This is a genomic window from Amycolatopsis sp. NPDC034160 (assembly GCF_055575355.1).
In genome coordinates, this window is record NZ_JBVISU010000012.1 from 121,089 (window position 1) to 137,624 (window position 16,536).

Here is a 16,536-nt window from a genome sequence, read left to right on the forward strand (position 1 = left end):
GGTACCCGCGCGGCACTACTGCCCAGCCGCGGCGGGCGATCCAATGATGTTCCCGTTTCCTTTTTCCGGTTTCTCTCTTGCTGGGTACTGCTTGTATTGCGAGTCCACGGGATGACCGGCTGGAACCCTTTCCCTGATCGGCTCCAGCACGCGTCATACCGGTCTTGCCGTGACTACTTACTGACTTGCTACTGCTTGTACTGCTCTTGCAACTGCGTACTTCGTTTACTGCTTACTGCACTGCTTTTACTGCACTACCTCGCCGGGATCGGCCTTGCTGTTCACGTCTTCAGTTCCACGATCCCGGTACTTCACCGGCCACCAGTCGAAACCTGTTCACTGATCGGCTTCGTCCTGCCTGACCGTCTTGTCTCACCTCGCGGGTAGTTCCGTCATCTCCCGCGCCTGCTTGACGTTGTCTCTCTCGGTACAAGAAGAACACTACATGCATCCGACGCCGAATGTCTACCCTCGCGACCATAGATTTTCTCTTGTGTCGCTGTATGAGAACCGTCGTTGCGGAAGACTCGCAGGTCAGGGCGGGGAAGCGGCGTACGGCATCACTCGAAAGGGAGGGAGGATTCCTTCATCGGCCCGGCGTCTCGGGTGCGATAAGTCGAGGTACCGGTTCGCGTCGGATCGCGATGACGACGGTGTCGTCGGCGTGCAGGACCACGTCGTGCATCTCGGTGGCCAGCGCACTGGGGATCGTCGCCGTGGGTGTTCCGGCGTGGCGTGGGGCGGCGGCCAGGAGCCGGGCTTCGCCTTCCTGATGGTTTTTGCGGCTTTCGGTCAAGCCGTCGGTGTAGAGGAGGATCAGGTCGCCCGGTGCGAGGGTGCGGCGGACGAGGCTGCCGCTGCCGGGGTCCGGGAAGCCGACGCCTCGGCCGATGACGGCGGGCACCAGGAGCTCTGTGTCGCCCGCGGCGGTGAGGAGGACGGGGCGGGGGTGGCTGCCGTTGGCGACGGTGATGCCGCCGGTGGCCGGGTCGAGCCTCGCCAGCAGGACGGTCGCCATGAGGTCGGGTTCGATGGTCGCGAGGGTGCGGGCGGCGCGGGCGATCAGGTCGTGGAGGGGGTGGCCTTCGAGGGCGAGGGTGCGGATGGCGTGGGTGACGGTCAGCGCGTGCCGCGTCGAGGTGACACCGTGACCCACGGCGTCGACGAGGGTGATGTGCACGTTCCCGTCGGGGAGCACGAACCAGTCGTAGAGGTCGCCGCCGGTGGGGGAGTCCGGCTCGCTGGGGGCGTAGTGCACGGCCAGTTCGAACCCGTCGACGTGAGGCGGTGGCGGGCGCAGCGCGTCTTCGAGTTCGCGGAAGATCACCGCGTGCGCCCGGCGCAGTCGTTCGTCCCGTTCCTCGAGTTCGACGTACATGGCGAGCACGCCGCTGTTCGTCTCGGCCAGCTCGTGTTTGAGTTCGCGCTGCTCTTTGGCGATCACGTCGGCGCGGGCGGCCAGCGCCAGCATCTCCTCCCGCGTGGCCGCCTCGTCGTCGTCCGGCACGGCCACGGCGCCGTCGCCGGTGCCGAGATACCAGGTCAGGGTCGCGCTGTCCCCGGCATCGGGCAGGAGGGGCAAGGCGTTGCGTCGCCGTTGTCCGACGGGATGCGGCAAGCGCATCGTCACGGCCAGCCGGTTGTCCACTGTGGACGACGAAAGTCCGGCCTGTCCGACGGCGTCCCCCGCGGCCTCCGCGAGCAGGGTCACGGCGAGGACGAGCCGGGCCCTGTCCTCGGCCGGGACGCCCGCGGCGGCACAGACCTGGCGCAGCCGTCGGCGTAAGGAGGCCACGTGGGGGTGCGTCATGTCGTGTCACCACCCGGGCCGAACGCGATCACGGTGGCGTCATCGCGGGGATCGCGGTGGTGCTGGGCGAGGTCCGCGGTGAGCAGCGCGGGTTCCGGGAGGGGGCCGAGGGGTGCGGGACCGCGCCACCGGGTGCCGATCCCGTCGGTGTGCAGCACGACGACGCGGGGGCCTGCCAGGGCGAGGGAGCGCACGTGCGTGGCGGGCAGGCTGAAACCGACCACGCCGGGCGTGCTCAACAGCGGCTGGCTCCGTCCGGGTGTCAGTACCAGGCCGCTGATGTTGCCGACCCCGCAGAACTCCAGGAGGTCACCGGAGACGCGGGCCAAGGCGACCGCGGCACCGCGGGTTTGCCGCAGCCGTCGGTGCATGGCGGTCAGCTGCTCGGACAGCGAACGGCCCGGTCGCTGGCCGAAGACCTCGATCGCGGCTTCGGCGGCGTCGCTCGCCTCGGGGCCGTGGCCGAGCCCGTCCACGATGGCGATCGTGCGGACACCGCGTCCCGTCGACAGCGCGAGGGCGTCGCCGCAGCGCTCTTCGCCTTCACGAGGCAACCGGACGTGGGCGATCCCGGCGCCCGGCATGCCGGGCGCGAGCACCCTGGCTACCGCGATGGTGCCGGCTCCGGGTGCCGACCGGATCCGGAACTCGGTGGCGAGCCTGCCGACGGCGCCGAGTCCCGTGCCGAGCGTCTCCGTCGTGGTGTGCCCATCGATCCGCCAGTAATCCAGGTTCGCCATGCCCGGCCCGGCGTCGGTGGCGTAGATGTCGATCCCGTGCCCGGGAAGGGACTGCTGGACGAACACGGATCCGTCGCTGGCGTGCTTGTCGATGTTGCCCGCCAGTTCGGAGGCGATGACGGCGGCACGTTCGGCGAGCACTTCGGGCAGGCCCGCCTTCGCGGCGACCTCACGGGCCGCCCGTACGGCGGTGTAGACCGCGCTCGCGTGGTCGATGCGGATCAGCGCCGTGCCCTGCGCGACGGTGACGGTCATCGTTTCCAGCGCACGACAGTGACCGTGGTGCCCTTACCGGGGGCGGTGTCGATGGTGAACTGGTCGACGAGCCGCCGGGTGCCGCCGAGGCCGTGCCCGAGGCCGGCGCCGGTGGAGAAGCCGTCGGTCATGGCCTGGTCGACGTCGGCGATGCCGGGTCCCTCGTCGCGGACGGACAGGTTCAGTCCCACCCGGCCCCGGCCGTCTCGCACGACGGCGATCGTCATGGTCCCGCCACCGCCGTGGATGTAGGCGTTGCGGACCAGTTCGCTGGCGGCGGTGACGATCTTGGTCTGGTCGACGATCGAGAAGCCGGCCGCGACCGCGTCGGCCCGTACCGCGTGGCGGGCGGAGAGCAGGTCTTCTTCGGCGCGGACGGAGTGTTCGCGCGGTCCCTGGTCGGTGAGTTCGTCAGGAAGCATGAGGCGCCTCTTCGGCGGCCTCGGTGGGAGGGCGCCACCCCAGCAGTGCCATGGCCTGTTCGGCGTTGAGCGCGGTCTGCACGCCGGTGAGCTGGAGGCCGAGTTCGGACAAAGTGATCGCGACCGCCGGGCGCATTCCGGCGACGATCATCCGCGCGCCGAGCAGGCGCCCGGTGGCGGCCAGCTGCATCAGCACCCGGGCGACGAAGGAGTCGATGATCTCCAGCCGGGAGATGTCGAGGATGACGCCGCGGATCCCTTCGTCGGAGATCCGGGTGGTGAGTTCGTCGGTGAACCGGAGTGCGGTCGTGTCGTCGAGGTCGGCCAGCAGCCCGCTGATCAGGATGTCCCCGAGCCGCAGGATCGGCAGGCCGGCGCCGGGGCTCACCCGGTCACCGCGTGGGGACGGCCGTCGAGCAGGGTCATCGCGGTGGCCAGCGCGTCGGCCAGCGAACCGCGGGTCACGATGTGCGAGAGGTCGATGCCGAGCTGGGTGATGGTCTGGGCGATCGACGGGCGGACCCCGCTGATCAGGCAGTCGGCGCCCATGAGCCGGACGGCACTGACGGTCTGCAGCAGATGCTGTGCCACCGCGGTGTCCACAGTGGACACGCCGGTGATGTCGATGATCGCCACGCGGGCTTCGTGGGTCTGGATCGCCTCCAGGAGGCTGTGCATCACGACCTGGGTGCGGGCGCTGTCGAGCGTGCCGATCAGGGGCACGGCCAGCACCTGCCGCCACAGTCGCACCACCGGGGTGGACAGCTCCACCATCTGCTGGTGCTGGCGGCGGATGATTTCCTCGCGCCCTTCGACATAGACCGAGAACGTCAGGAGGCCCGCGGCGTCGAGGAGCTGGTTGACCGCCTGTGCGGCGGTGTAGCGCGTGGCGGGGTCGTCGGTGTGTCGTTCGAGCGCCGTCAACACGGTGCGCTTGAGGGCGAAGATCGCCTGAGCGGTGGCCGAGGGAGCAGTGCCCGCGCGGGCTCGCCGCTCGGACAGTCCTCGCAGGGCGGAGCGGACCACTTCATCCCGCTCGACGACCTGACCCGGCGGAACCTCGGTGCCGAGGGCGCCGCGGAGCGCTCCCACTAGTTCCTTGGCTTCGCGTCGAAGCCCTTCCTCGCCGAGCTGGGCAGACGAATCGGCCAGCTGCACTTGGACCCAGTCATCGATCAGCAGGTCCTGATCCGCCTCGAAGATCCGCGCCAGCAGGTCCCGGGCAGCAACTTCTTCCGTGCCGTGCAACGCGTCCTCCCAGCAGATCGCCGTCGCGAAGCTCCGGTGCGTCCGCAACTGTTGTCATATGACAACAGTAACCCTACTGGAGTGGTCCCGGCAGTTCAGCCCGGTGTCCGGGAGCCGGCCGCCTCTTGGAACGCCAGCAGACCGGTGGCGAGCGACGCCCTGGCTTCCGGGGACATCTTCACCAGCGCGGCCTGGAGACTTTCGCGGCGCCGGTCACGGAGGTTGCGCAGGTAGGTCTTGCCCCGGTCGCTGAGTCTCAGCGTGAGTTCGCGGCGGCTGCGGCTGCTGGGCAGCCGTTCGAGGAACCCGACAGCCTCGAGCCGGTCACACAGGCGGCTCACCAGCGGAGGTGTCGAGCCGAGCAGTTCGGCGAGCGCGCGCAGGTTCAGACCGTCGTGGTGGTCGAGCGCGACCACCGCGCGGACCTGGGACGTCGAGAGCGGGCGAGGCGAAGCCTCGCGGGCTCGTTCGAACATGATCTCGAGCAGCTCGGCCGTCTCGGCCACGGCCGCCGCCACCGTTTCGGTGTCAGGCTGCTCGGGGGACCAGTTCACACCGCCACTCTCGCATCCTTATGCTGGGCTGTCAGCTCAGCTCACTGCGACGCGTCCTGCCACAGGTCCGACGGAGCGGCGCCGACACATACCGCGTGCCCAGGTCAGGCACCGGTTCCGGTGAGCAGGAGGCACCAGAAGTGGACAGATCCCTGGCGGTCGAACGCGTTCTGCGCGGCGTCCAGCCCCACGCACTGCTCGACGGGTTGCGTTCGGCGTTGCAGGAGCATTTCGGAGCCAGGTCCGTCGACCTGCTGATGGCCGACTACAGCCTCACCGAACTACGCCGCGTGACGTCGCTGCCCTACACCGCGGAGCCGATACCGGTCTCCGGCACGACGGCGGGCAAGGCCTTCACCGCCCAGCAGGCGACGTTCGACACGGACGAGACCGGCGTACGGGCACATCTCCCGGTCACCGTCCGTGGAGATGGCATCGGTGTCCTGGTCGTCACCCTGCCCGAAGAGCCGGAGCCGCCCGTGTGGGCCGAGCTGAGCCGGTTCGCCGAGGCGCTCGGCCACGAGGTCTTCGTCGCCGACCGCGACACCGACCTCTACGTGCAAGCACGCCGGTCCTCCCGGCTCACGCTCGCCGCCGAAATGCAATGGCAGCTGCTGCCCGGCCGCGCCTGTGCCCGCCCCGAGTTCGCGCTGGGAGGTCAGCTTGAACCCGCGTACGCCATCTACGGTGACTGCTTCGACTGGTCGGCTTCCGCCCACAAGCTGGCGGTCACGCTGATCAACGGCATGGGGGAGGGCACCAGCGCGGCGTTGCTGACCAACCTCGCGGTCAACGCGCTGCGCAACGCCCGGCGGGCGGGCATCGGCCTCGACGCCCAGGCGGAACTCGCGGATCAGGCCGTCTACGCCCAGTACCGCGGCCAAGAGCACGTCGCCGCCCTCCTGCTGGAATTCGATCTCGCGACCGGGGAGATCGACGCGGTCGACGCCGGTTCGCCCCGCCTGTGGCGGCTGCGGGACGGCGAAGTCGAACGGCTCGTCTTCGACGAACAACTCCCGCTCGGCACGTTCGAAGACACCACCTACACCATCGAAAGCCTCCAGGCGTTGCCCGGCGACCGCTTCGTCTTCGTCAGCGACGGCGTGTACAACGTGCCCGGAGCGCACGGGGAACCCTACGGCGATCGTGACCTCGTCCAGGCTGTCGTCGCGACCGCGAGCCTCCCCGCTTCCCACGTCCCAGGCGCCGTCCTCGACGAACTGCGCGCGCGCCGCGAGGGCGACCTGGCCGCCGACGACGCCATGATCGTCTGCCTCGACTGGTTCGGCTCGAACCCGAGTGCCGACAGGGAATCCGACATCGCGACCGCGGTCGCCGGCGATCGGAAGAGCTGACAGCTCGCTCCCTCGATATTTCTCAGAGCGTCGCGTTGCCGCATGATCGACGAACGAAAGCGGCGACCAGCTCCGGAGACGGCAGCGGGTCGGTTTCGAAGTGACTGAGCAGAAGTAATTCCTCTCCGCAATCGCTCTCGACGGCCAGCGCCCAGCCTTGCCGTTCGTTCCAGGTGAGGGCGGCGTCGCGATCGCGATACTCCGGCAGGTGGCTGTCCAAGGGCAGATACGCGCTCAGCGGAGGTTCTTCGTTGAGGTAGTACGCGTCACCGGTCAGACCCAGTGCCACGGTGACGGCGTGCAGATAATAATGCAGTTCCTGCACCTCCGGCGCCTCGAATGCCATGTCGAAACCGAGGTTCATCACACCACCGCCTTGCGCATTTCCTGACTGGTGGTGACGACAGCTGCCGGTTGAACCGCGCCACAAGGCGAAGGAATTTTAAGAAGCGACTGTGGGCAAAAGCAAGCCTGGCGGCGGATTCGGGGACGCTTCGCTCGCCGTGAAGGCGGGGAAGTGACCGAGCGTGACCGGTGTGGGGAAATAGGGAGGCTCAACGTCTCTCTTTCCCCACACCTCCACCGGCACACCTCAAGCGGCTTCCACCTCGCCTTCGACAGCGGTGCCGTCGCGGCGGAGTATCCCGCGGCCGACCCGCGAAAGGCAGGCCGCTCCGGTGCTTTCGCGTCGCGGGACCGCGACCCTGAGCATCATTCGCGGGCCGGGTATCCGAGAGCCGGTCACGATCGAACTCACGAGGGACAGGCCCCGATGGACAGTCGCGCGCTCGCCGAACGGGGATTCTTTGTGGGGCGGCCGTAATCGGAAATGCGCACGAGCGGCGGCCTGTGCGGCGTAAGCGGGAGTGGGGCGGTTCCGCCGGCTGTGGAATCAACCGGCGGAGCCTGGCCACGGTGATCCCCGGGCATCACCACGACTTGTCCTCCGGCATACCCGCTGACGCCGATATCACGCGACAAGCTCACTCAAATCCGTGCGACCCGCTTCGGCCGATCGGAGCCGGGTCTCGGTGAAGCGCTGGATGCGCCGTCGCGGGCGCCGTCTCGTAAGGTGATTGGTTCCGGGTGATGTCCCGGCCAGCCCGCGGAGCGGAGGGGACACGACGGTGGATGGGCGGCATCGGGAGCCCTTATGGCGGGCGATAGCCGCGGCCGCCGAACAAGAGGGCCGCAGAGAAGGCTGGGCACAGACGGTATGCCTCGCTTGTGTGGAAACGTTGAGCCATGCCGATGCCGCGACGCTGACGTTGCGGAATCGTTCCCACGCCGAAGAGGTCCTGGGGGCCAGCGATTCCTGGGCGGCCGATCTGGCCGAAACGCAGTACACCGTCGGTGAAGGGCCAGGTGTGGAGGCGTTCGTCGGTGACGGTCCGGTGCTGGTACCCGATCTGAGCGTCGAGCAGGTGCGGTGGCCCGGTTTCGCCCAGGCCGCGTTGGCCGAGGGCGCGATGGCGATGTTCGCGTTCCCGCTCCGATTCGGTGCCATCCGGCTCGGCACGCTGGAACTGTACCGCCATCGCGCCGGCGGGCTCCCCAGCGACGAACTCCGGGACGTGACGCTGGCGGCGGATCTCGGTGCCGCGGCGCTGTTGAGACACGCCCGGCAGGCCGAAGCGGAGGGCCATTCCTTCGCCCCGGATCAGGTCCGGTCGTTTCACGACGTCAACGTGGCCACGGGCATGCTCGCGGCGCGGCTGCACATCGGTCTCGACGACGCCTTCACCCGATTGCGGGCGCACGCTTACGGCCAGAACCGGTCGATCTTGGACGTCGCCCGCGACGTGCTGGAGCTGCGCATCGTCCTGGACGAGCTCGCCGAATGACCCGCCGACCTGGAGGAAACATGAGTCGTCACCGAACCCCCGGCGGAGACCCCGGCATGCCGTCCCCCGAGCTGACCGGTGTCCTGGCCGCGATCACCACCCGCCTGGTCAACACCCCGGACAACGCCACCGTGCTGCGCCTGATCACCGAGGTCGGCACCGAGCTTCTCGGCGCGACGTCGACCGGTGTGCTGCTGACCCGCGCCGACGGCGGCCTGATGGTCGTGGCCGCCTCCGACGAGACGGCGCACTTCCTCGAGTCGCTCCAGACCGACATCGACCAGGGGCCCTGCGTCGACTGCATCTCCGTCGCCACCCTGGTCATCTCGCCCGATCTGTCCGCCGATCAGGCACGGTGGCCGGACTTCGTTCCCGCCGCGCTCGCGGCCGGTTACCGGTCCGTGGTCGCCGTGCCGCTGAGGCTGGACGGTCAGGCGATGGGCGGATTCAATCTGCTCTTCGACACCGAAGTGAGGTTGCGGCAATGGGAGCTGGAGCTGGCGCAGGTCGTGTCGGATCTGGCCGTTCTCGCGCTGGTTCAGGAGCGGGGTGAGCGCCGGTCGGACCGGTTCCTGGAGTCTTCGATCGCCGCGTTGAACGACCGGGCCCAGTTCGGGCAGGCCGTCGGCTTCGTCGCCGGGACGCTGGGCATCGACCCCGCGGCCGCCCGCGCCGCGATCGTCGCCTACGCCGCCGAGCACGGCCGTGTCCTGCGGGAAGTCACGGGAGCGATCACGGCAGGCTCGCTGGACCCGGCCGATGTAGCCGAGCCGGATCAGGCCCAGTCGCCGTAGTCGGGATCGGCGGAGCCGTCGGCCTGGGCGTTGACGACGGCCACGATCCGGGCGGCCTCGGCGTCACGCTCGGCCGGCCCGGCGTCGCCGGTCAGGTTGTCCAGCGCCTGCGCGGCGTCACAGCCCTGCCAGCCCCGCAGAATCCCGATCGCTTCGTTCACCGCCGCTCGCCCCGCGAGGGCGTCGACGAGACGGGCGGCGGTCGCGAGTGCTTCGGGGTCGGGCTGGACGGAGGCCATGAACCCCACGGTCCTCTTCCCGACGGCCGAGCGCTAGTGCGGGTGACCAGGCTGGGTGTTGTCGGGCTGAGGGTTCGGAAAACCCGGCTGGGCGGCCATCGGATAGTCGACCGGCCCGGTGTACGGCGCGACGCCGGGCTGCCGGGACGAACGGCCGCTCTTGAGGACCGCGATCGCGACCAGGAGCCAGGAGAGCAGCGCGGCGGCGTCGAGCGGGACGCCGACGCCCATGAAGATCAAGCGGACTTCGTCGCCGGTGAGCTGCTCGGACGCGACCCAGGACGACACGTTCAACACCACGAACTGCCAGATGATGCTCGCGGCCGTGGTGACGAGCATGACGACGAAGGCACCCACCATCAGGCCGGAGACGCCGTTGGCGCGTCCTTTGATCGAGAAGATCAGGCCGAGGATTCCCACCACGAGCAGCAACACCCGTGGAATGGCTTCGATGACCGTGTACACCAGGTCTGACATGCCTTGCCTTTCACCGCTCTCCGCCGGGATCGGGACGCCCGGTCCACGCCATGGCGATCCTATGCGTGACGACGCCCCGCCGGGGTGCGTCCGGCGAGATCATCCGCCGCGACACTCCACAATGGACACCGGCCGCGGCATCGCGCGGATCGAGCGGCAGACGAACCGGAAGAACCCGCCGTCACCGAGTTCTGCCGGTCCTTCCTCATGGTCGCGGGCCGCCCCAGCCGGTGGAATCGAGGCCAAGGACGCCAACTAGTCAGGGAGGTCGGCGTGGCAGGCCACCGCGATACTCAGGTGACTTCGCTGGCGGACAGGGCGCCGTCGGCCGAGGGAAATGCTTTCGTGGCGGCGTTGCACGCCGAGCACCGGGACCATCTGCTGCGGTTCACCCGCAGCCTGCTGCCCACCGACCCGCATCGGGCCGAGGACGTCGTGCAGGAGTGCCTCTTCCGCGCGTGGCGCAACAGCGAGACACTGATCGAGAAGCGTATCCCGCCACGGCCGTGGCTGTTCAGGGTCGCCCGCAACCTCATCGTCGACTGGGCCCGCCGCGACAAGGCCCGCCCGGTGGTGTTCGGGGACGACGACTTCGACCTGCTGCCGGGTGACACCGACTTCGCCGACGAGGTCGTCGAACGGTGCCTCGTCGAAGAGGGACTGGCTCAGCTGACGCTCATCCAGCGCGAAGCACTCGACGAGGTCTACCGGCGTGACCGCACCCGGCAGCGGGCCGCCGCGAGCATCGGCGTGCCGGTGGGGACGGTCAAGTCCCGGGTGCATCACGCGACGATCGCCATGACCGAGGTGCTGGCGTGCAGCGGGGTCACCGCCGCGGGCTGGTGACGGCGGCCCAGGCCGGTCAGGGCACCGCGACGCCGAGTTCGGCGGCGAGCTCGCGACCCATCTTCCTGGCGAGCGGCGTGTCGTACCGGGCGCATTCGGCGAGGGCGTGCACCCGGCGAGCCTCGGCCTCGGCCGGTTCTCCCGCCGCTTCGGCCAGTTTCGCCAGCTGGATCATGATCTCGATCCTGGGTTCGGACCAGCGTGCTCCGGCCAAGGCGGCCAGCAGTTGTTCCTCGGCCTCGGCGAGCCGGTTCGCCTTGACCAGGATCCGGCCGCGCGCCTGCTGCGCCCTCGCCACCGCGAACTCCGCGCCGTGCTTGCGGAACAGCGACTCGGCCTCGTCCAGCAGGTCCAACGCGTTCGCGACGGCTCCGGTCGCCGCGACACTGTCGGCGAGCTGGGTCAGCACCATCGAGAGTAGCTCGTCGTTGCCCGGCGCGGTGGCCGAACCCCGGTAGTAGGCCTCGCTTTGTCGTTGCACGGCAACGGCTTCGTCGAATTCGCCGACGTTGTACAGCATGAAGCCCAGCAGGGAGCGAGCCAGATAGTGGCCGTTCGGATACTCGGCCCGCTCGAACAGGTCCACGGCCTTCCGGCATCGCAGCACGGCCTCGTGGGGCGAGCCGAGCCGCCGGGCGATGGCGGATCCGTAGTACCAGGCCCAGGCAAGCGTGATCATGTCGCCCGCTTCGGTGGCCGCGGCCACCGCGCGTTCGTGTGCTTCGCGTGCGGTGTGGGGATCCCCGCAGAGCGCGTAGTGCGCCCAGGACACGTAATTCAGCTGTTCACCCATTGCCCGGACGTCGCCCAGTGCCTCGGCCGCCGCCACGCCCGCGCCGAACACCTCGCGCCAGAGCGGGCCGGTGCCGCGCAGGTCCGAGTACCAGTGCATGGACCGTGCCAGTTCGAGGACCGGCCCGTGCTCGCCGCGTGCCGCCGCCGCCCGTAGCGCCCCGCGCCAATGGTGCTGCTCCTCAGTCAGCCACCGGGCGGCGGACTCCCGGTCGTGCACCGGATCGGGCCCGTCGACGGTGAAGGTCACTTCGGTCCGGTCGTGATCGAAGTACTGCGCCGCTTTCGTCGCCACCGCGAGCAGCCAGTTCCGCACTCGCGCGGTCGCCTCTTGGACGTCCTCGGTGGTTTCGGTGGTTTCGAGCTTTTCTTTGGCGAACACCCTCAGCAGATCGAGCGTGGTGAACCGCCCCGAAGCGCCGCCGAAGCCGAGCAGGCTGGCTTCGGCCAGTTTTTCCAGTTCCGCTTCGACTTCGTCGGCGGGACTGCCGGCGGCGACCGCGGCGAGTTCGACGGAGACGCACCCGCCGTCGACCAGCGCCAGCCGCCGGAACACCCGTGCGGTTTCGGGGGCCAGATGGTGGTAGGAGAGGGCGAAGGCGGTGCGGATCTGCAGATCGCCCGCGGTCAGCACGGACAACCGCCGCCGCTCGTTCTCGAGCTGGTCGGCGAGATGCGCGATCGTCCACTGTGGACGGCTGGCCAGCCGGTTGCCCGCGATGAGCAGGGCGAGCGGCACCCCGCCGCAGAGTTCCGCCACCCGCCGCGCCGCCGCCGGTTCCGCCTTCAGCCGCGGCTCCCCGGCGGCCACGCCGAGCAGGTTCACCGCCTCGTCGCCGGACAGGACGTCGAGGGCGACGCGGTGCCGGGCGTTCAACCCCGTCAACGTGCTCCGGCTGGTCACCAGCACCATCGAGCCGGGGCTGGTGGCGAGCAGCGGGCGCACTTGGGGTTCGTTGGCGGCGTTGTCCAGGATCAGCAGGAGCTCACGGTCGTGCATCAGCGACCGGTAGAGCGCGAGCCGGTCTTCGGCATCGTGGGGGAACTGGCGTTCGTCGAGTCCCAGCCCGCGCAGCAGCCGGTGCACGGCCCGGTCCGGAGTGAGGGGTTCGGGATCCATGCCGCGCAGGTCGAGGAACAGACAGCCCTGGGCGAAGCGGTGGGCGTGCCGGTGCCCGGCGTCCACGGCCAGCGCGGTCTTGCCCGCACCCGGCAGTCCGTGCAGCACCACTGTCTGGAGCCGGGACGAGGAGGCGGCGGACTCCGCGACCTCGTCCAGTAGCCGCTGTTCGGCCTTCCGGCCGGTCAGTTCGGTGAGGTGGGGCGGCAGGGCGGCGACGACGGGGCGGGCCGCCTCGACCGGTGCGGGCTCCTCCGGGACGAGCGCCGGACGGCGCCCGGAACGGGCCAGGTCGGCGAAATCGCCCGCCTCCTTGCCCGCCAGTCCCAGCCCCTCGACCAGTAGTTCGGCGGTACGGCGCTGCGGGGTGCGGACCCGTCCGCGCTCCATGTCGCTGATGCTGCGCACGCTGATCCCCGTGCGCTCGGCCAGTTCCTCCTGCGTCATCGGGACACGCAGCCGGTAGAAGCGGAGGAAGTCTCCGAACGCGGTCTTGTCCACGCTGCGTGGAACTCCTCTCAACGACGGCCGTGCCGGGGCAATCCTGCCATGGCACGGGTGAACGTCCGGCGGCGGAACGTCACGGCTCGTCGAGAGGGAGCTCAGGGAAGGTCGGCGGGCGACAGCAGGCGCAGGTCCGCGATGGTGGGCGCCCCGCTCGTGCTGAGCCTTCCCGCCTGGCGGGTCATCATGATCTCCAGCACCTGCCTGGCGTAGCGGGCGTTGCCGAAGGTCTCGCCGCGTTCGACGCCCGCGAAGTGACGGCGCAGCGCGGTGACCGTCTCCGGCGCGCATTCGTAGCCGTTCGACGAGGCCATCCGGTGCACGATCGTGACCAGGTCGTCGGTGGAGTAGTTCTCGAACTCGATGTGCCGGGAGAACCGCGAGGCGAGACCGGCGTTGGAGCCGAGGAACGAGCGCATCTCCGCTGAATACCCGGCGACGATCACGACGGTGTCGTCACGGTGGTCCTCCATCAGTTTCACCAGCGTGTCGACGGCTTCCTGGCCGAAGTCGCCGCCCGTGGCGCCTTCGGGGGTCAGGGCGTACGCCTCGTCGATGAACAGCACGCCGCCGCGGGCGGAGTCGAACGCCTCCCTGGTCAGATGTGCGGTGTGCCCGACGTAGCGGCCCACCAGGTCGGCGCGCGCGACTTCGACCAGGTGTCCCTTGCGCAGCACGCCGAGCGCGGCGAGCAGTTCGCCGTAGAGCCGGGCCACCGTGGTCTTGCCGGTACCGGGCGCGCCGGCGAAGACGAGATGGTTGCTGATCGCGGGGACCGGCAGCCCGGCCTGGCGCCGGGCCCGGGCGGTGGAGATCAGGTTCACCAGGTCGTTGATCGCGTCCTTCACCCCGGTGAGGCCGATCATCGAGTCGAGTTTCGTCCGCAGGACCGTCAATTCGTCGTCGTCGCCGCCCTGGGCGGCCTTTCCCGCGTCCCCGGGGACGTCGGCGGCCAGCAGGAGCGACAGGCTCTGGTCGTCGGCGTCCGGATCGCTCGCGAGGCGGAAAGCCTGCCGGTCCACCATTTCCTCGAACACCTTGCGCGCGGTGCGGCCGTTACCGAAGTCGGTGCCGCGGTCCATCTGTCCGAAGTGGACGGCGAGCGCGTTCCGGGTGTCCTCGGGCACCTGGTACTGGTGGGCGGTGCACATCTTCTCGACGATGGTCACCAGCTCGTCGGTGCTGTAGTTCTCGAAGTCGATGGTCCGGGTGAACCGCGACGCCAGCCCGGGGTTGGACTGCAGGAACGAGGACATCTCCGGCGAGTAACCAGCCGCGACCACCACGAGTTCGTCGCGATGGTCTTCCATCAGCTTGACCAGGGTGTCGATGGCCTCGCGGCCGAAGTCCGGTCCGCTGCCCTTGCTTTGCGCGCTCAGCGTGTACGCCTCGTCGATGAACAGCACCCCGCCGAGGGCCTTGGTGAACGTCTCGGTGGTCTTGATCGCCGTGCCGCCGACGATCTGCGCGACCAGGTCGGCCCTGGCGACCTCGACCAGATGCCCTTCGCGCAGCACGCCGAGTTCGGCGAGGATGCTGCCGTAGAGCCGGGCGACGGTGGTCTTGCCGGTGCCGGGAGGGCCGGCGAAGATCAGATGCCTGCTGGTCGGCGGTGCGACCATGCCCGCCTGCTCCCGCCGCCGCGCCATCTTGTTCAGGTTCACCAGCGTCTTCACCTGATGCTTGACGCCGCTGAGGCCGACGAGCTCCTCCAGCCTGGCCAGCGGTCCGCTGTCGCTTTCGGTGTTCTGGGGTGTTCCGCCGGGATCGGTGACCGCGGTGATCTCGGCGGTCGCCGGGGTGCCGTCGGTGTCCGGGGCGCCGTTGGCCTCGCTGGTCAGGTTCTCCACCGACAGCCGTGCGCCGGGCACGGTCGTCCGGAGCCCACCGCCGGTGTTGTCGGAAACCGTGCAGTCCACCACGCTCACCGTCTCGCCCGACTCGATCCGGACGCCGTCGCGGCGATTCCCGCTGACCTCGTCGGCGGTCAGCTTCGCCCGTGCGCCCGCTTCCACGAGTACGCCGTGGCCGCGGGAACGCCGTACGGAGGAACGGGACAACATCAGCTCCCCGCCGTCCTGCACCAGCACACCGTGTTCCCCGGCCTCGGCGATTTCGCAGTCCCGCAGGGAACCGACGCCGCCAGGGCCGACGAGGACGGCGGAAAGTTTCGGCTGATGCACCCGAAGCGCGCTGACGTAAGGACTTCCGCCTTCGGAGACACTGAGCCCGGCTTTCCCGGCATCGCGTATTTCGCAGTCTTCGATGCGGCCGCGGCCGTTGCCGGTGACCTCGATTCCGTTGCCCCGGCAGGCGTTCAGCGCCGCCCGGCGCAACAACGGGTTCGCGGCGGCCCGCACCAGCACCCCGTTGCCCGCCACGTCCCGGATCTCCAGCCGGTCGAATTCGGCCGTCGCGCCGTCGACGACCACCAGCCCTTCCGCCGCGCCGCCGCGCACGGTCGTCCGGCTGAACGCCGGGCCGCTCGCCTCGTCGACGTGGATTCCCGCGCCCGCCGCGTCGGAGATCTCGCAGTCTTCGAAAGTGCCGCGGGAGCGTCCGGTGACCCGGATCCCCACGCCGCCGGTCTTCGCCGTACGGCAGCGGCGCAGCACCGGGTCGGCGCCGTCGGCCACGGTGATCCCGTCACCGGTGGTGTTGGTGGTACGGCACTCTTCGAGCACGGGGGAGGAGTGCGTGCTGACGAAGACGCCGCTCGCGGTGTCACGGACGGTGGTGTCGAGCACCTTCGTCGCGCTGTCTTCTTCGAGCGCGATGCCCGGCCTGCCGGTCGAGGAGATGTCGCAATGCTGGATGGTGCCCTGTGCCTGCCCGTTCGCGCAGACCCCGTTTCCCTTGGCGTGCCTCAGGGTGCAGTCCCGCACCATCGGGTTGCCGCGTTCGGCGATCACGACGGCCGAGGTCTCCACGTGTTCGATCACGCAGTCCTCGATCGTGCTGGGCGCGGGCGAGGTGACCACGATGCCCGCGCCACCGGGGTTGGTCACCCGGCAGCCCCGCATCGCCAGCGAACCGGAATTACGGGCCAGCACCGCCGTCCAGGCCGCGCCGATGATCTCGCAGTCCTCCACCGCGGCCTGTCCGCGTGCGATGTCGACCGCCGGCAGGTTCTCGTGCTGCCCCCGCAGCACCAGGCCGGTGAGCTTGACGGCTTCGGCGGCGAGCTGGACCGCGCTGCCCTGGCGTGCCACGACCTCCACGGTTCCGCGCGCGTCGCTCGCCGCGATCGTGACGACCTTGGTCACGACCAGGGATTCGTCGTAGCGGCCGGGAAGCACGGAGATCACCGTGCCGTTGCGCGCGTCCTGCAACGCGGCCGAAATGGTGCGATAGCCCTGGTCGCGGTCCACCGTGAGCACGTGCCGTGACACGAGCGCTCCCCTCGTCGTTCTCCGATCGGAACCGGCCGTCGGGCTCCACACTGGACAACGCGGCGGAGGGCGCATTGGGTTCATCGCCCCGGCGATCCTGCCGGTCGTTCTTCCTGGGCGCGCCGCGCGGTCCGTGCTGGACTG

General features: G+C 69.5%; 15 protein-coding genes. 4 read left to right on the top strand and 11 right to left on the bottom strand.

Features of this window, described 5'->3' with window-relative positions; genetic code table 11:
• Positions 1–586: 586 nt before the first annotated feature.
• Genes ACZ54P_RS23790 through ACZ54P_RS23815 form a run of 6 tightly spaced genes read right to left on the bottom strand, consistent with a single transcriptional unit; the run spans position 587 to position 5,029 of the window.
• Positions 587–1,810 carry a PP2C family protein-serine/threonine phosphatase gene (locus tag ACZ54P_RS23790; protein ID WP_465463760.1) on the bottom strand — a complete coding sequence of 408 codons (1,224 nt, stop codon included), beginning with the start codon at positions 1,808–1,810 and terminating at the stop codon, positions 587–589.
• A complete protein-coding gene (locus ACZ54P_RS23795; RefSeq protein WP_465463761.1) occupies positions 1,807–2,805 on the bottom strand; it encodes an ATP-binding protein in 999 nt (332 codons plus the stop codon). The genes ACZ54P_RS23790 and ACZ54P_RS23795 overlap by 4 nt, the downstream gene beginning before the upstream one ends.
• The gene (locus ACZ54P_RS23800) at positions 2,802–3,227 is read right to left on the bottom strand and encodes an anti-sigma regulatory factor (protein ID WP_465463762.1); all 426 of its coding nucleotides are present in this window, start codon (positions 3,225–3,227) and stop codon (positions 2,802–2,804) included. The genes ACZ54P_RS23795 and ACZ54P_RS23800 overlap by 4 nt, the downstream gene beginning before the upstream one ends.
• On the bottom strand, positions 3,217–3,615 hold the full coding sequence (locus ACZ54P_RS23805) for an STAS domain-containing protein (RefSeq protein ID WP_465463763.1): 399 nt from the start codon (positions 3,613–3,615) through the stop codon (positions 3,217–3,219). Before ACZ54P_RS23805 ends, ACZ54P_RS23800 begins: the two co-directional genes overlap by 11 nt.
• A complete protein-coding gene (locus ACZ54P_RS23810; RefSeq protein WP_465463764.1) occupies positions 3,612–4,523 on the bottom strand; it encodes an STAS domain-containing protein in 912 nt (303 codons plus the stop codon). Before ACZ54P_RS23810 ends, ACZ54P_RS23805 begins: the two co-directional genes overlap by 4 nt.
• A 47-nt stretch (positions 4,524–4,570) precedes the next feature.
• On the bottom strand, positions 4,571–5,029 hold the full coding sequence (locus ACZ54P_RS23815; RefSeq protein WP_465463765.1) for a MarR family transcriptional regulator: 459 nt from the start codon (positions 5,027–5,029) through the stop codon (positions 4,571–4,573).
• 140 nt (positions 5,030–5,169) lie between these two features.
• Between ACZ54P_RS23815 and ACZ54P_RS23820 the strand changes: the two genes are divergently transcribed.
• Positions 5,170–6,384, top strand: coding sequence for a PP2C family protein-serine/threonine phosphatase (locus ACZ54P_RS23820; RefSeq protein ID WP_465463766.1), 1,215 nt, complete (start codon positions 5,170–5,172; stop codon positions 6,382–6,384).
• Between the two features lie 22 nt (positions 6,385–6,406).
• On the opposite strand, the gene ACZ54P_RS23825 is transcribed toward ACZ54P_RS23820, so the two are convergent.
• Positions 6,407–6,748, bottom strand: coding sequence for a DUF6292 family protein (locus ACZ54P_RS23825; protein ID WP_465463767.1), 342 nt, complete (start codon positions 6,746–6,748; stop codon positions 6,407–6,409).
• Positions 6,749–7,613: 865 nt separating this feature from the next.
• On the opposite strand from ACZ54P_RS23825, the gene ACZ54P_RS23830 reads away from it, so the two are divergent.
• Both ACZ54P_RS23830 and ACZ54P_RS23835 read left to right on the top strand, forming a co-directional pair.
• A complete protein-coding gene (locus ACZ54P_RS23830) occupies positions 7,614–8,228 on the top strand; it encodes a GAF and ANTAR domain-containing protein (RefSeq protein WP_465463768.1) in 615 nt (204 codons plus the stop codon).
• A gap of 20 nt (positions 8,229–8,248) precedes the next feature.
• Positions 8,249–9,022: a GAF domain-containing protein gene (locus tag ACZ54P_RS23835; protein ID WP_465463769.1), complete on the top strand. Its 774-nt coding sequence runs from the start codon at positions 8,249–8,251 to the stop codon at positions 9,020–9,022.
• Here ACZ54P_RS23835 and ACZ54P_RS23840 read toward each other — a convergent pair.
• Complete coding sequence (locus ACZ54P_RS23840) at positions 9,004–9,261, bottom strand: hypothetical protein (RefSeq protein ID WP_465463770.1); 258 nt, start codon at positions 9,259–9,261, stop codon at positions 9,004–9,006. The two genes, ACZ54P_RS23835 and ACZ54P_RS23840, sit on opposite strands and share 19 nt — an antisense overlap.
• Before the next feature lie 33 nt (positions 9,262–9,294).
• The gene (locus tag ACZ54P_RS23845; protein ID WP_465463771.1) at positions 9,295–9,738 is read right to left on the bottom strand and encodes a hypothetical protein; all 444 of its coding nucleotides are present in this window, start codon (positions 9,736–9,738) and stop codon (positions 9,295–9,297) included.
• Between the two features lie 273 nt (positions 9,739–10,011).
• Between ACZ54P_RS23845 and ACZ54P_RS23850 the strand changes: the two genes are divergently transcribed.
• Complete coding sequence (locus ACZ54P_RS23850) at positions 10,012–10,584, top strand: sigma-70 family RNA polymerase sigma factor (protein ID WP_465463772.1); 573 nt, start codon at positions 10,012–10,014, stop codon at positions 10,582–10,584.
• A 16-nt stretch (positions 10,585–10,600) separates the two neighbouring features.
• On the opposite strand, the gene ACZ54P_RS23855 is transcribed toward ACZ54P_RS23850, so the two are convergent.
• Together ACZ54P_RS23855 and ACZ54P_RS23860 are read right to left on the bottom strand one after the other, a co-directional pair.
• Positions 10,601–12,997, bottom strand: a complete 2,397-nt coding sequence (locus tag ACZ54P_RS23855) for a helix-turn-helix domain-containing protein (protein WP_465463773.1) — start codon at positions 12,995–12,997, stop codon at positions 10,601–10,603.
• A gap of 101 nt (positions 12,998–13,098) precedes the next feature.
• Positions 13,099–16,392: a right-handed parallel beta-helix repeat-containing protein gene (locus ACZ54P_RS23860; RefSeq protein ID WP_465463774.1), complete on the bottom strand. Its 3,294-nt coding sequence runs from the start codon at positions 16,390–16,392 to the stop codon at positions 13,099–13,101.
• Between the last annotated feature and the right edge of the window lie 144 nt (positions 16,393–16,536).

Excerpts from the sequence above, each read along its gene's own strand:
- ACZ54P_RS23790 (WP_465463760.1), bottom strand. The coding sequence starts at position 1,810 with ATGACGCACCCCCACGTGGCCTCCTTACGCCGACGGCTGCGCCAGGTC.
- ACZ54P_RS23795 (WP_465463761.1), bottom strand. The coding sequence starts at position 2,805 with ATGACCGTCACCGTCGCGCAGGGCACGGCGCTGATCCGCATCGACCAC.
- ACZ54P_RS23800 (WP_465463762.1), bottom strand. The coding sequence starts at position 3,227 with ATGCTTCCTGACGAACTCACCGACCAGGGACCGCGCGAACACTCCGTC.
- ACZ54P_RS23825 (WP_465463767.1), bottom strand. The coding sequence starts at position 6,748 with ATGAACCTCGGTTTCGACATGGCATTCGAGGCGCCGGAGGTGCAGGAA.
- ACZ54P_RS23835 (WP_465463769.1), top strand. The coding sequence starts at position 8,249 with ATGAGTCGTCACCGAACCCCCGGCGGAGACCCCGGCATGCCGTCCCCC.
- ACZ54P_RS23840 (WP_465463770.1), bottom strand. The coding sequence starts at position 9,261 with ATGGCCTCCGTCCAGCCCGACCCCGAAGCACTCGCGACCGCCGCCCGT.
- ACZ54P_RS23845 (WP_465463771.1), bottom strand. The coding sequence starts at position 9,738 with ATGTCAGACCTGGTGTACACGGTCATCGAAGCCATTCCACGGGTGTTG.